Source organism: Nocardioides sp. (assembly GCF_030019515.1).
In the GTDB taxonomy this organism is placed as follows: Bacteria; Actinomycetota; Actinomycetes; order Propionibacteriales; family Nocardioidaceae; genus Nocardioides.
Map to the genome: position 1 here is coordinate 263,026 of NZ_JASEEQ010000005.1, position 13,474 is coordinate 276,499.

General features: G+C 71.6%; 13 protein-coding genes. 6 read left to right on the forward strand and 7 right to left on the reverse strand.

All coding sequences use genetic code 11. From position 1 onward, the window contains the following. Positions 1–55 precede the first annotated feature (55 nt). The 4 genes from QMC84_RS09815 to guaA all read left to right on the forward strand — a co-directional run bounded on the left by QMC84_RS09815 (position 56) and on the right by guaA (position 6,531). Positions 56–1,678 carry a succinic semialdehyde dehydrogenase gene (locus QMC84_RS09815; RefSeq protein WP_300374340.1) on the forward strand — a complete coding sequence of 541 codons (1,623 nt, stop codon included), beginning with the start codon at positions 56–58 and terminating at the stop codon, positions 1,676–1,678. Beyond that, the gene (locus QMC84_RS09820; protein WP_300374342.1) at positions 1,675–3,411 is read left to right on the forward strand and encodes a GMC family oxidoreductase; all 1,737 of its coding nucleotides are present in this window, start codon (positions 1,675–1,677) and stop codon (positions 3,409–3,411) included. Before QMC84_RS09815 ends, QMC84_RS09820 begins: the two co-directional genes overlap by 4 nt. Positions 3,412–3,790: 379 nt before the next feature. Then, positions 3,791–4,828, forward strand: coding sequence for a hypothetical protein (locus QMC84_RS09825; protein ID WP_300374344.1), 1,038 nt, complete (start codon positions 3,791–3,793; stop codon positions 4,826–4,828). 119 nt (positions 4,829–4,947) lie between these two features. Further along, positions 4,948–6,531, forward strand: a complete 1,584-nt coding sequence (gene guaA, locus QMC84_RS09830; RefSeq protein WP_300374346.1) for a glutamine-hydrolyzing GMP synthase — start codon at positions 4,948–4,950, stop codon at positions 6,529–6,531. Positions 6,532–6,547: 16 nt separating this feature from the next. Here the strand turns inward: guaA and QMC84_RS09835 are convergent, their stop codons facing one another. Beyond that, positions 6,548–7,657, reverse strand: a complete 1,110-nt coding sequence (locus QMC84_RS09835) for a homoserine O-acetyltransferase (protein ID WP_300374348.1) — start codon at positions 7,655–7,657, stop codon at positions 6,548–6,550. A 4-nt stretch (positions 7,658–7,661) separates the two neighbouring features. Beyond that, positions 7,662–8,948, reverse strand: a complete 1,287-nt coding sequence (locus QMC84_RS09840; protein ID WP_300374350.1) for an O-acetylhomoserine aminocarboxypropyltransferase/cysteine synthase — start codon at positions 8,946–8,948, stop codon at positions 7,662–7,664. A gap of 234 nt (positions 8,949–9,182) precedes the next feature. On the opposite strand from QMC84_RS09840, the gene QMC84_RS09845 reads away from it, so the two are divergent. Continuing rightward, a complete protein-coding gene (locus QMC84_RS09845; RefSeq protein WP_300374352.1) occupies positions 9,183–9,638 on the forward strand; it encodes an SRPBCC family protein in 456 nt (151 codons plus the stop codon). 15 nt (positions 9,639–9,653) lie between these two features. Here QMC84_RS09845 and QMC84_RS09850 read toward each other — a convergent pair whose 3' ends face one another. From QMC84_RS09850 to QMC84_RS09870, 5 genes are all read right to left on the reverse strand, one after another. After that, positions 9,654–9,878 carry a hypothetical protein gene (locus QMC84_RS09850; protein WP_300374354.1) on the reverse strand — a complete coding sequence of 75 codons (225 nt, stop codon included), beginning with the start codon at positions 9,876–9,878 and terminating at the stop codon, positions 9,654–9,656. Between the two features lie 82 nt (positions 9,879–9,960). Next, on the reverse strand, positions 9,961–10,827 hold the full coding sequence (locus QMC84_RS09855; protein ID WP_300374356.1) for a TIGR03619 family F420-dependent LLM class oxidoreductase: 867 nt from the start codon (positions 10,825–10,827) through the stop codon (positions 9,961–9,963). A 37-nt stretch (positions 10,828–10,864) separates the two neighbouring features. Further along, a complete protein-coding gene (locus tag QMC84_RS09860; RefSeq protein ID WP_300374358.1) occupies positions 10,865–11,482 on the reverse strand; it encodes an NAD(P)H-dependent oxidoreductase in 618 nt (205 codons plus the stop codon). Positions 11,483–11,609: 127 nt separating this feature from the next. Then, positions 11,610–11,753 (reverse strand): GPGG-motif small membrane protein, encoded by a 144-nt coding sequence (locus QMC84_RS09865; protein WP_300374360.1) that lies wholly within the window; start codon positions 11,751–11,753, stop codon positions 11,610–11,612. Positions 11,754–11,804: 51 nt separating this feature from the next. Further along, entirely contained in the window at positions 11,805–12,245 is a 441-nt protein-coding gene (locus QMC84_RS09870) for a DUF5709 domain-containing protein (protein WP_300374362.1), read from the reverse strand. Between the two features lie 92 nt (positions 12,246–12,337). Here QMC84_RS09870 and QMC84_RS09875 point away from each other — a divergent pair. Then, positions 12,338–13,474: phosphoketolase family protein (locus QMC84_RS09875; protein WP_300374364.1), on the forward strand; the 1,137-nt coding region annotated here is incomplete at its 3' end.

Genomic DNA, 13,474 nt, shown 5'->3' on the forward strand with positions numbered 1-13,474 from the left:
ACACGAGGCTACCGAAGGGTAGTTTCCGAGACGCGCGTCACATACCCTCGGCCCTATGAGCGCCCAGAGCCCCACTCCCGCCGGCGGCCCGGTCGTCGAAGGCCCCTTCGACCCCGAGCACGACCCGACGGCGGCGTACGCCCTCGAGCCGGAGTACGCCGACGCGCTGACCCGGCGGCTGGTGGCCACCTCGGGCCGCTCGGTCCAGGTCCGGTCCCCGCTCAACGACGCCCCGCTCGGGCACGTCCCGCAGTCGACCGTCGCCGACGTCGCCACCGCCTTCGAGCGGGCCCGCCGGGCCCAGGTCGCGTGGGGCCGCACTCCGCTCGCGGAGCGCTCGGCGATCCTGCTGCGGCTGCACGACCTGGTGCTCGACCACCAGGACGAGATCATCGACCTGATCGTCTGGGAGAGCGGCAAGGCCCGCAAGCACGCCTTCGACGAGCCGCTGCACGTCGCGCTGACCGCGCGCTACTACGCGCGCACCGCCAAGCGCCACCTCGGTACCGAGCGCAAGCTGGGCGTCGTGCCCGGCCTGACCCGGGTCGAGGTCAACCACAACCCGGTCGGCGTGGTCGGGATCATCTCGCCATGGAACTACCCGTTCAACCTGGCGCTGATCGACGGCATCGCCGCGCTGATGGCCGGCAACGGGGTCGTCGCCAAGCCGGACTCGCAGACGATGCTCTCCGCGCTGCTCGGTGCCCGGCTGCTCGAGCAGGCCGGCCTGCCCCGTGACCTGTGGCAGGTCGTCGCCGGCCCGGGCGCGGAGATCGGCGGCGCGATCGTCGAGCGGGCCGACTACGTCTGCTTCACCGGCTCGACCGCGACCGGGCGGGCGATCGCCAAGGGCTGCGCCGACCGGCTGATCGGCTGCTCGCTCGAGCTGGGCGGGAAGAACCCGCTGCTGGTGCTGCGCGACGCCGACCTCGAGAAGGCCGCGGAGGGCGCCGTACGCGCCTCGTTCTCCAACGCCGGCCAGCTGTGCGTCTCGATGGAGCGGATCTTCGTCGCCGACCAGCTCTACGACCGGTTCGTCGACCGCTTCGTGGCCCGCACCCAGGCGCTGACGCTCGGCGCGACCCTGGACTGGGGCAACGACATGGGCCCGCTGATCTCCCAGGCCCAGCTCGACACCGTCACCGCCCACGTCGACGACGCGGTCGCCAAGGGCGCCCGGGTGCTCGTCGGCGGCCGCGCCCGTCCCGACCTCGGGCCGTACTTCTTCGAGCCCACGATCCTCGAGGGCGTCAGCCCCGACATGACCTGCTTCGGCAAGGAGACGTTCGGCCCGGTCGTGTCGCTGTACCGGTTCCACGACGAGGCCGACGCGGTCGCGCGGGCCAACGCCGGCGAGTACGGCCTCAATGCCTCGGTCTACAGCCAGGACGGCGCGCGGGCCCGGACGATCGCCCGGCACCTGCGGTGCGGGACCGTCAACGTCAACGAGGCCTTCGCCGCGACCTTCGCGAGCATCGACGCCCCGATGGGCGGCATGCGCGAGTCCGGTGCCGGCCGCCGCCAGGGCGCGATGGGCGTCCGGCGCTTCACCGAGACCCAGGCGGTCGCGACCCAGCGACTGATCCGGTTCGCCCCGCAGTACGGCATGTCCGACCAGATGTACGCCAGGGTCATGAACGCCAACCTGCGCCTGATGAAGAAGGTGGGACGCGCATGAGCACCCCTCGCAACGACCGGCCGGGCTTCGACTACGACGTCCTCGTCGTCGGCTCCGGGTTCGGCGGCTCGGTCACGGCGTTGCGGCTGACCGAGAAGGGCTACCGGGTCGGGGTGCTCGAGGCCGGGGCGCGGTTCGAGGACCAGGACCTGCCCGAGACCTCCTTCGAGGTCTCGAAGTACCTCTTCCGGCCCGAGATCGGCTGCTACGGCATCCAGCGCATCGACGCGCTCAAGGACTGCCTGATCGTCTCCGGCGCGGGCGTCGGCGGCGGGTCGCTGGTCTACGCGAACACGCTCTACGAGCCGCTGCCGGCGTTCTACGCGGACAGCCAGTGGAGCCACATCACCGACTGGCGCGCCGAGCTGGCGCCGTACTACGACCAGGCCAAGCGGATGCTCGGCGTCGTCGAGAACCCGCTCCGCACGCCCTCGGACGACATCATGGAGAAGGTCGCGACCGAGATGGGGGTGGCCGACACCTTCCACCCGACCCCGGTCGGCGTCTTCTTCGGCGGCCCGGGCGCGGGCATGGGCCAGGCCGTGGACGACCCGTTCTTCGGCGGCGCCGGCCCGGAGCGCCGTACCTGCATCGCGTGCGGCTCCTGCATGACCGGCTGCCGGCACAACGCCAAGAACACGCTGGTGAAGAACTACCTCTACCTCGCCGAGCACAACGGCGCGAAGGTGATGCCGCTGACGACCGTCACCCGGGTGCGTCCGCGGGAGGGCGGCGGGTACGACGTGCACGTCCGCTACACGAAGGCGAAGATCGACCGGCGCTCGGTGCGGCGGGTGCTGACCGCCGAGCAGGTCGTGTTCTCCGCCTCCGCGCTCGGCACCCAGCGGCTGCTGCACAAGATGAAGGACGAGGGGCACCTGCCCCGCCTGTCCGACCGGCTCGGCGAGCTCGCGCGCACCAACTCGGAGTCGATCGGCGGCGTGGTCGCCCCGGACCTGTCGGTCGACTACAGCCAGGGCATCGCGATCACCAGCAGCTTCCACCCGGACCCGAACACCCACATCGAGCCGGTGCGCTACGGCCCGGGCAGCAACCTGATGTCGCTGCTCCAGTCGGTGCTCACCGACGGCGACGGCGACGAGCCGCGGTGGCGGACCTGGCTGCGCGAGGTGTGGCGCCAGCGCAAGCAGGTGCCGAACCTCTACGACATGAAGCACTGGTCCGAGCGCACGATCATCGCGCTGGTGATGCAGAGCGTGGACAACTCGATCACCACCTACACCAAGCGCATCCCCGGCACCCGCCGGCGCTACCTGACCTCCAAGCAGGGCCACGGCGAGCCCAACCCCACCTGGATCCCGGCCGGCAACGAGGCGATCCGGGCGATGGCCCGGATCACCGGCGGCTTCCCCGGCAGCGCGGTCGGCGACGCCTTCAACAAGCCGCTGACCGCCCACTTCCTGGGCGGCTGCCCGATCGGCGACTCCCGGGAGACCGGCGTCGTGGACCCCTACCAGCGGGTCTACGGGTACCCCGGCCTGCACATCGCCGACGGCTCGGCGATCTCGGCGAACCTGGGCGTGAACCCGTCGCTGACGATCACCGCCCAGGCGGAGCGCGCGATGTCGTTCTGGCCGAACAAGGGCGAGGCCGACCCGCGGCCCGAGCTGGGCTCGGCGTACCGCCGGATCGACCCGGTCCGCCCCGCCGCACCGGCGGTCCCGGACGCGGCGCCCGGCGCGCTGCGGCTGCCGATCGTCGGCGTCAGCTGAACCGGACGGGAAACTCCAGAAAATTCCTGAGAATGGCCCGTGACTCGGGTCAACACGGGTCGTTGAGCCAGCGGACCCGGTAAATACGCTCCCTCCCACCGCCGGGTCCCATGTCCAGGCTCTGTCCAGCAGATGCATGGACGGTCAGGGCCCGGCCATCCCTCCCTCCCCGGCCGGGCCCTGATGCGTTTTCCGAGACGAAGACGCAGCGAGGAGGTCGAGTGGGCCCGCGCCCGCACCGTTGTGTCCGGCGCGCACCTGACGCATCTGCTCCCGTCCGGCCGGATTCCCGACAGATCTGTCAGGGGCGTGGCGACCACCCCGTGGGGCCTGTGGATGACGCCGGCGGACGGGGGCGCTCACGAGGGATGCTCGGCCGATGACCACCCGCATCGAACGCCCCGGCATCGTGATGCCGGTGCGGCTGGACCCGACAGGGGTGACCGGGCCGACGCCGGGTCAGGCCCGTGGCCCCGGTTGGCGGCGGGTCGGATCTGGGCGGTACGTCCCGGCGTCGGTCGATCCCGGCGACCTCGAGCAGCGGATCGTGGAGGCCGTCCTCGGCACGTCCGGTCCGGTCGCGGCCACGGGCTGGGCCGCGCTGCATTGGGGGCGGGGTCGGTGGTTCAGTGGACTGGCGGCGGACGGGGTCACCCCGCTGCCGGTGCCGGTCGCGCTCGGGGACCGACGGGCCGTGCGGCCGCGTGCGGGCGTCGTCCTCTCCGAGGACTGGCTGTTCGCCGACGATGTCGTGGAGCTCGACGGCCTGCCGCTCACGGTGGCCGAGCGGTCGGTCGCCTACGAGATGCTGCGTGCGGAGTCCCTGATCGGGGCCGTCCGGGCGATCGACATGGCCGCGGCGGACGACCTGGTGGACGTCGAGTCGATGCGCGTCTACGCCGGTCGGCTCGCCGGCCGCCCGGGGGTCAGGAGGCTGCGGGCGGCCATCGAGTGGGCGGACGAGAACTCCTGGTCCCCGCAGGAGCCGACCATGCGGATCCACTGGCGGCGGGCGCTGCCCCAGGCACGACTCCTGTGCAACGCACCGATCTTCGACCACGACGGCCGGCACCTACTGACCCCTGACCTGCTCGACGTCGAGCACGGGGTCGGCGGCGAGTACGACGGCGTCGTCCACCTCGGCGACGGGCCGCGGCGCCGCGACCTCGACCGAGACGCGCTGTATCGCGACCTGGGCATCGAGCTCGTGACGATGATGTCGGCCGACGGCCGCGACCTCACGTCGTTCCTCGCCCGGTTGCAGGGTGCCTACCACCGGGCCGCGCAGCGGCGCGGCACGCCTCGCTCCTGGACGGTGGACCAGCCCGACTGGTGGGTCGACACCTCGACGGTGGCTCGCCGTCGCGTGCTCGACGCCGCCGCCCGGGCCGTATGGCTGCGCCGGCAGGCCTCCTGATCCGCCCCCGGCTCTCGCGCACCTGACGGATCTGTCGTCCTGCCACCGGATCGACAGCAGTTGTGTCAGGTGCGACGCGAGCCGTGGGGCAGCCGGATGCGGCCGATACGATGCGGGGCATGAATCCGGCGGCGGAGCACGATCTGGTCCTGGTGGTCGACTTCGGGGCGCAGTACGCGCAGCTGATCGCCCGCCGGGTGCGCGAGGCGCGGGTCTACTCCGAGATCGTGCCGCACACCACCCCGGTGGCCGAGATGCTGGCCCGGGAGCCGAAGGCGATCATCCTCTCCGGCGGGCCGTCCTCGGTCTACGAGCCGGGGGCACCCTCGATCGACCCCGCGATCTTCACCGCCGGGACGCCGGTGTTCGGCATGTGCTACGGCTTCCAGCTGATGGCCCAGGGCCTCGGCGGCGAGGTGGCCCACACCGGTGCCCGCGAATACGGGCGTACGGCGGTCACGGTCGGCCGGCCCGGCACCCTGCTGGCCGAGATCCCCGCGCACCACACCGTCTGGATGTCCCACGGCGACTCGGTGGCGGCCGCGCCGAGCGGCTTCGAGGTGCTCGCCTCCACGGCCACGACCCCGGTGGCCGCGTTCGAGGACGTCGACCGCGGCCTGGCCGGCGTCCAGTGGCACCCCGAGGTGCTGCACACCGAGCACGGCCAGAAGGTGCTCGAGCACTTCCTGGTCCAGATCGCGCACTGCCGCCAGACCTGGACGATGGTCAACATCGTCGAGGAGCAGATCGAGGCGATCCGTGCCCAGATCGGCGACCGCGGCCAGGCGATCTGCGGCCTGTCCGGCGGCGTCGACTCCGCGGTGGCGGCCGCGATCGTGCAGCGGGCGATCGGCGACCGGCTCACCTGCGTGTACGTCGACCACGGGCTGATGCGCCAGGGCGAGACCGAGCAGGTGCAGCGCGACTTCGTGGGCGCGACCGGCGTCGACCTCAAGGTCGTCGACGCCGAGAAGCAGTTCCTCGACGCGCTCGCCGGGGTCACCGACCCCGAGGAGAAGCGCAAGATCATCGGCCGCGAGTTCATCCGCGTCTTCGAGGCCGCCGAGGCGGACATCCTCAGCGAGGCGGTCGCCGGCGGCGACGGCGACAAGGTCGCGTTCCTCGTCCAGGGCACGCTCTACCCCGACGTGGTCGAGTCCGGCGGGGGAGCCGGGACCTCCAACATCAAGTCCCACCACAACGTCGGTGGGCTGCCCGACGACCTCGAGTTCGAGCTGGTCGAGCCGCTGCGCACCCTGTTCAAGGACGAGGTGCGCCTGGTCGGCGAGCAGCTCGGCCTGCCGGCCGAGATCGTCTGGCGCCAGCCGTTCCCGGGCCCGGGACTCGGCATCCGGATCATCGGCGAGGTCACCCGCGAACGCCTCGACATCCTCCGCGAGGCCGACGCCATCGCCCGGGAGGAGCTGACCCGGGCCGGCCTGGACCGCGACATCTGGCAGTTCCCCGTGGTCCTGCTCGCCGACGTCCGCTCCGTCGGCGTCCAGGGCGACCAGCGCACCTACGGGCACCCGGTCGTGCTGCGCCCGGTCACCTCCGAGGACGCGATGACCGCCGACTGGGCCCGGCTGCCGTACGACGTCCTCGAGCGGATCTCCACGCGGATCACCAACGAGGTGCGCGAGATCAACCGGGTCACCGTCGACATCACCTCGAAGCCCCCCGGCACCATCGAGTGGGAGTGATCTGACCGGTCGCCCCTCAGCCGAGGAACTCCGCGATCCGCTCGTGGTACCCCTGCGGTTGCAGGAGGAACGAGTCGTGGCCGTGCGGCGAGGCCAGCTCCGCCCAGTCCACCGCCACCCCGAGCTCCTCGAGCTGAGCGGCCATCCGCGCGGACTGGGTCGAGTCGAAGCGCCAGTCGGAGTCGAACGAGGTCAGCTGGAACCGGGTCGCGGTGCTCCGCAGCGCCTCGGCCGTCCCCGGGTCGGCGAACGGGTCGAAGTAGTCGAGCAGCCGAGTCAGGTAGAGGTAGGACAGGGCGTCGAACCGGTCCAGGAACACCTGTCCCTGGTGCTGCAGGTAGTGCTCCACCTCGTAGTCGGGGGCCAGCGTCCAGGCGTCGCCGCGAGACCTCCGGCGGTGGCCGAACTTCGTCTCCAGCGACTGGGCCGAGACGTAGGTGACGTGCGCCATCATCCGGGCGACCTTCTGGCCGCGCCAGGGGAAGACGCCCTGCTCGACGTACCGCCCGTTGCAGAAGTCGGGGTCGGACATGATCGCCTCGCGGCCGATCGCGGAGAACGCGATGTTCTCCGCGGACAGTCGCGAGGACGCGGCCACCAGCACCGCCCGGTCGAGCGCGCCGGGGCCGTCGATCACCCACTGCAGGACCTGCATGCCGCCGAGCGACCCGCCGACCGCCGCGTGGAGGCGCTCGATCCCGAGGTGCGCGACCAGCCGCCGGTGCACCGCGACGAGGTCGCTCATGTGCAGCATCGGGAAGCCCAGGCAGTACGGCGCGCCGGTGGCCGGATCGGTCGACAGCGGCCCGGTGGTGCCCGAGCACCCGCCCAGCAGGTTGGCCGAGATGACGAAGAACTGGTCGGTGTCGACCGGCTTGCCGGGGCCGATCAGGTTGTCCCACCAGCCGCGCTTCTTCGAGCCGACGTGCAGCCCGGCGGCGTGGGCGTCGCCGGTGAGGGCGTGGCAGATGAAGACGGCGTTGTCGCGAGCCGGCGACAGCTCGCCGTAGGTCTCGTAGGCGACCTCGACGTGGTCGAGGCGGCCGCCGCCGCGCAGGCGCAGCGGGTCGTCCGGACTGGCGAGGACGACCCGCTGCGTCTCGACGTGGCCGAGCGAGCCGGTCATGGGATCACTTGCTGGCCGCGAGCGCCTGGTCCAGGTCGGCGATGATGTCCTCGACGTTCTCGATGCCGATCGAGAGCCGCACCATGTCCTCGGGCACGCCGGCCGCCTCGAGCTCGTCGGGGGTCAGCTGGCTGTGCGTGGTGGTGGCGTTGTGGATCGCGAGCGACTTCGCGTCGCCGATGTTGGCCAGGTGGCTGAAGAGTCCCAGCGCCTCGATGAACCGCTTGCCGCCCTCGCGTCCGGACTTCAGGCCGAAGCTCAGCAGGCCGCCGTACCCCTTGCCGGTGCCGATCCGGTCGAAGACCGCCTTGTGCGGGCTGTCCGCCAGGCCGGGGTAGCTCACCCAGGACACCCCCTTGTGCGCCTGCAGGAACTCCGCGACCTTCAGCGCGTTCTCGCTGTGCCGCTCCATGCGCAGGTGCAGCGTCTCGAGGCCCTGGAGGAACAGCCAGGAGTTCATCGGGGTGGTGGCCCCGCCGGTGTTGCGCAGCAGCACGGTACGGGCCCGGATGATGTACGCCGCCGGGCCGGCCGCCTCCGTCCAGACCGCGCCGTGGTAGGCCGGGTCCGGCTTGGTCAGCCCCGGGAACCGGTCGGCGTGGGCCGCCCAGTCGAACTTCCCGGAGTCGACGATGATGCCGCCGATCGAGGTGCCGTGGCCGCCGATGTACTTCGTCGCCGCGTGCACGACGACGTCCGCGCCCTGGTCGAAGGCCTTCACGAGGTACGGCGTCGGCGCGGTGTTGTCCATGATCAGCGGGAGACCCAGCGCATGGGCGGCCTCGGCCCACGCCGGGATGTCCACGACGTTGATCTTGGGGTTGCCGACGGTCTCGCCGAACACGAGGCGGGTCTTGTCGTCGACGACCGACGCGAGGTCCTCCGGCCGCTCGGGGTCGACGAACCGCACCTCGATGCCGAACTGGGGCAGCGTGTGGGCGAACAGCGCGTAGGTGCCGCCGTACAGCGTCGACATCGCCACGATGTTGTCGCCGGCGTAGGTCAGGTTGAGCACGGCGTACGTCGTCGCGGTCGAGCCGCTGGCCACGGCCAGCGCCCCGACGCCGCCCTCGAGCTGGGTCATCCGCTGCTCGAAGACGTCCTGGGTCGGGTTCATGATCCGGGTGTAGATGTTGCCGGGCTCGGCGAGGCTGAACAGGTTCGCCGCGTGCTCGGTGTCGTTGAAGACGTAGGACGTGGTCTGGTAGATCGGGACCGCCCGGCTGTTGGTGGCCGGGTCGTGCTCCTCCTGGCCCGCGTGGACGGCGAGGGTCTCCGGTCGGTAGGTCATCTCTGCTCCTGGGGGATCGCGGCCGACGTGCGCGGTAGCGAGCGTAGGCAGCGGTGGGCCGGCCCGCCGGTCGCGTCCACCTGTCGGGCAGATCGGGCGTGACGGACGTCTCACCGAATCGGCGGGCCGTCCTCCTGACAGCGACCGCTCGGAGTGAGTAGAGTTTTCAACGAACCGCTGGGGACCCGAGACCCCGGCGGTTCTTCCATTTCCGGAAGTGGGTACAGCGCCGCCATGGCGACCAACACCCGCAGGTTCAAGGCCACCCCCGAGCAGGTCTGGGACGTGCTGGCCGACGGCTGGCTCTACCCGCTGTGGGTCGTGGGCGCCTCCCGGATGCGCGAGGTCGACGACTCGTGGCCGGCGGTCGGCTCCCAGCTCCACCACTCGGTCGGCACCTGGCCGGCGCTGCTCGACGACACCACCGAGGTGGTCGAGTCCACCCCGGGCTCGACGCTGGTGCTGCACGCCCGGGCGTGGCCGACCGGCGCCGCGAAGGTGACGATCCGGCTGGATGCGGTCGGGGTCGAGACCGACGTCAGCATCGAGGAGGACGCGATCAGCGGTCCCGCACTGCTCGTGCCGAAGCCGGTCCGCGACCTCCAGCTGACCTGGCGCAACTCCGAGAGCCTGCGGCGGCTCGCCTACGTCGCCGAGCGCCGCAGTGCCGGGAGGACCTCGGCCTCGTAGGCCCGAGCCGGTTCGTCAGTGCTTCTTCGCCGTCGCCTTGCCGCCCTTGCGCCCGGCCTCCTTCTTCTGGGCGGTGGTGCCGCCCTGCTTGCTGTCGCCGCCCTTCCCGGACTGCTCGCCGCCGTGCTTGGAGGAGTCCTTCGCGTTGGCGATCTTGGCCGCCCGCTCCTTCGACATGCCCTTGTCCTTGAGGGCCTCGTACTGCTTCTCGTTCTTCACGTTCGCCGACTTGCTGGGCACGGACTCCTCCTTCGGTCGGGTTGTACCGGACCCCGACGAGGTACCCGACGCCGGCGGGCCCCATGCGAGCCCAGCGGCCGACTCAGCCGTTGACCGGCGCGAGCACCTCCCGCGCGAAGCGCTCCAGCGCGTCGACCTTCTGCTCCAGCGTCGCGTCCAGCCCGTGGTAGTAGGCCCACGGCATCGTCCAGCAGTCGGTGATCCCGCCGGCCTCGGCGCGCGCGAAGTCCTCGGGCAGGAGCGCGTCGCTGAGCGCGGCCACCACGGTGAAGTCGCCGTCGGCGCCGGCCTCGCGGCGCACCTCCGCGAGCCGCCCGGCCAGCGCGATCGCCTCGTCGACGGGGTAGATGTCGCCGACCCAGCCGTCGTGGCGGGCCGCGCGCCGGAACGCGACCTCGGACAGGCCGCCGACCAGCACCGGGATCGGCTCGGTGGGCGTCGGCTCCATCATCAGCCGGGGCGCCGAGTAGAACTCGCCGTCGAACTCGGTCCAGCCCGGCGTCCAGAGCGCGGCCATCAGCGCGAGCGCCTCGTCGGTACGGCGACCCCGGGTGCCGAAGTCCTGGCCGAGCAGCTCGAACTCCTCCCGGCACCAGCCGATCCCGACGCCGAGGCTGACCCGGTTGCCGGAGAGCACGGCGGCCGTCCCCACGCTCTTCGCCACCTGGAACGGGCTCCGGATCGCCGGCACGTAGACCGAGGTGAAGAACCGCAGCCGGGTCGTGACCGCGGCCAGCGACCCGATCAGCACCCACGGGTCGGGCCAGGCCGCCGAGGAGTCCCAGCGGCGGGCGCCGTCGGCGGTGTACGGGTACGGCGTGGCCAGCTCCTCGAGGTCGACCACGTGGTCGGGCACCGCCATCGAGTGGTAGCCGAGCTCGTCCGCCGCGCGGGCGAGGGGGAGCAGGTGGTCGACCGGCTGGAACGCCGTACTGATCGAGAAGCGCACGCGCTCAGCCTAGCCACGAACTAGAACGCGTTCTGGTCTACTGCGGACCGGGGTACGGCGCGTCCTTGAGCAGCCGGGCCAGGTGGGCGGCGTGCCGCGCGGCCGCCTCGGTGGTCGAGGCCGTCTTCTCCGGGGTCGGGTCGAGCTCGTTGTAGTCGGTGCTCTGCATCGCCTCGCCGACCCAGTAGGTCCCGGCGCTCGCCGCGACGGTGAAGCCGGTGTCGTTGAGCGCCTGGAGCACCTCGGCCACGACGTGGTGGGCACCGTCCTCGTTGCCGACGACGGCGACGACCCCGACCTTGCCCTCGGTGAGCATCCGGCCCTCGTCGTCGGTCTCGCTGAGCTCGGCGTCGAGCCGCTCCAGGGTCATCTTGCAGACCGAGGACGGCTGCCCCATCCAGATCGGGGTGGCGATCACCAGGATGTCGCTGACCAGCATCTTGGCCCGGATCTCCGGCCAGGCGTCGCCGTCCCCCTCGTCGGCGCTGACGCCGAACCGGACGTCGTGGTCGACCACCCGGACCACCTCGCCGGTCACGCCGTGCTGCTCCATCTCGCGCAGCACCCGCTCGCCGAGGAGCTGGGAGCTGGACTCGGCGGGGGACGGCTTGAGCGTGCAGACGAGCACGAGGGCGCGCAGGGCGATGTCGGTCATGCCGCTCCGGTTCCCGGGCTACCGGCCGGTCATGCCCGAGCAGCGGCCGTGCTGCGCGCAGACGACCGCAGGTCGGCGTACGAGGATCTCGTCGCCGACCTGCGGGTCGCTGCTGAGCGGTTCCGCTCTATGTGAAGAGGCTCACCCCACCGGGGCCGACGAGCAGGCCCACGATGATCAGCACGATGCCCCAGAGCAGCTGGCCCTTGAAGAGCTGGAAAATGCCGGCGATCACAAGGATGACGGCCAGGATCCACAGCAGGAATGCCATGAGTGTTCCTCCCTCTTGGTGAGACCCACTCGTACCCCGCTGCGCCGGCTCTCACTCCTCGGGGACGTCCTCGACGATGTGGACGGCGGCCTCCTCGGCCGACGCGGCCGCGCCGTCGATGCCGACGTCCTGGCCGACCAGGTCCTTCTCGGTGTCCTCGCCGAGCCCCTGGTCGGGGTCGACGAGCCGCCCGGCGCGGTCCCGCCCGACCTCGCCGTCGTCGAGGAGCTCGTCGTCACCGGCGTCGGCGTACGGGTCCTCGTCGGGGACCTCCTGGCGGACCCGCTGGTCGATGGTCTCCCGGTGCTCCTCCTCCCAGGGCGTGTTGCCGTAGCGCTGGCCGGCGGAGTACTGCTCGGGCGGGGAGTAGCCCCGGTCGAGCTCGTCCTCGACGTCGCCGTCGCCCAGGTCGTCGATGTTCCCGGGCTGGTCCTCGTCGTCGACGCTGTAGTCGCCGTAGATCTCGGACTCGCCCTCGCTGTGACTGCTCATGGGTCCTCCTTGGTCGACCTTCACGCTAACCCACGCCGAAACAGGGCCCGATTGCCCTTGCGCCCGGTCTAGCGCCCCGGAACCGTGAGGCCATGGACGCAACGCTCGGCACCCTCGACCGCTGGTGGCGCGCCGCCAACTACCTGTCGGTCGGGCAGATCTACCTGATGGGCAACCCACTGCTGCGCGAGCCGCTGCTCGCCGAGCACGTCAAGCCGCGGCTGCTCGGGCACTGGGGCACGACCCCGGGCCTGAACTTCGTCTACGCGCACCTCAACCGCGCGATCATGGCGCGCGAGCAGCAGATGATCTTCGTCACCGGCCCCGGCCACGGCGGTCCGGGCCTGGTCGCGTCGTCCTACCTCGAGGGGACCTACTCCGAGGTCTACCCGGACATCACCCAGGACGCGGCCGGGATGCAGCGGCTGTTCAAGCAGTTCTCCTTCCCGGGCGGCATCCCCAGCCACGTGGCCCCGGAGACGCCGGGCTCGATCCACGAGGGCGGCGAGCTCGGCTACGCGCTCTCGCACGCGTACGGCGCCGCGTTCGACAACCCCGACCTCGTCGTCGCGGCCGTCGTCGGGGACGGCGAGGCCGAGACCGGCCCGCTCGCGACCAGCTGGCACTCCAACAAGTTCCTGGACCCGCGTCGCGACGGCGCCGTGCTGCCGATCCTGCACCTCAACGGCTACAAGATCGCCAACCCGACCGTGCTGGCCAGGATCCCCGAGGAGGAGCTGGTCTCGCTGCTGCGCGGCTACGGGCACACGCCGTACGTCGTCTCGGGCTCGGACCCCGCCCAGATGCACGTGGACTTCGCCGGCGCCGTGGACCGCTGCCTCGAGGAGATCGCGGAGATCCAGGCCGAGGCACGCGGCTCGTCCGGGACGGTCTCGCGCCGGCCCTGGCCGATGATCGTGCTGCGCTCCCCCAAGGGGTGGACCGGGCCGAAGGAGGTCGACGGCAAGCGCGTCGAGGGCTTCTGGCGCTCGCACCAGGTCCCGTTCGCCAACGCCCGCAGCGACGACGGGCACCGTGCGGTGCTCGAGGAGTGGATGCTCAGCTACCGGCCCGAGGAGCTCTTCGACGAGGCGGGCGCACCCGCGCCGGACATCGCCGCCCTGCACCCCGGCGGTGAGCTGCGGATGAGCGCGTCCCCGCACGCCAACGGCGGGCTGCTGCTCACGCCGCTGCGGATGCCCGACTTCCGTGACTACGCGGTCGAGGCG

Excerpts from the sequence above, each read along its gene's own strand:
- guaA (WP_300374346.1), top strand. The coding sequence starts at position 4,948 with ATGAATCCGGCGGCGGAGCACGATCTGGTCCTGGTGGTCGACTTCGGG.
- QMC84_RS09840 (WP_300374350.1), bottom strand. The coding sequence starts at position 8,948 with ATGACCTACCGACCGGAGACCCTCGCCGTCCACGCGGGCCAGGAGGAG.
- QMC84_RS09860 (WP_300374358.1), bottom strand. The coding sequence starts at position 11,482 with ATGACCGACATCGCCCTGCGCGCCCTCGTGCTCGTCTGCACGCTCAAG.
- QMC84_RS09825 (WP_300374344.1), top strand. The coding sequence starts at position 3,791 with ATGACCACCCGCATCGAACGCCCCGGCATCGTGATGCCGGTGCGGCTG.
- QMC84_RS09820 (WP_300374342.1), top strand. The coding sequence starts at position 1,675 with ATGAGCACCCCTCGCAACGACCGGCCGGGCTTCGACTACGACGTCCTC.
- QMC84_RS09815 (WP_300374340.1), top strand. The coding sequence starts at position 56 with ATGAGCGCCCAGAGCCCCACTCCCGCCGGCGGCCCGGTCGTCGAAGGC.
- QMC84_RS09835 (WP_300374348.1), bottom strand. The coding sequence starts at position 7,657 with ATGACCGGCTCGCTCGGCCACGTCGAGACGCAGCGGGTCGTCCTCGCC.
- QMC84_RS09870 (WP_300374362.1), bottom strand. The coding sequence starts at position 12,245 with ATGAGCAGTCACAGCGAGGGCGAGTCCGAGATCTACGGCGACTACAGC.
- QMC84_RS09845 (WP_300374352.1), top strand. The coding sequence starts at position 9,183 with ATGGCGACCAACACCCGCAGGTTCAAGGCCACCCCCGAGCAGGTCTGG.
- QMC84_RS09865 (WP_300374360.1), bottom strand. The coding sequence starts at position 11,753 with ATGGCATTCCTGCTGTGGATCCTGGCCGTCATCCTTGTGATCGCCGGC.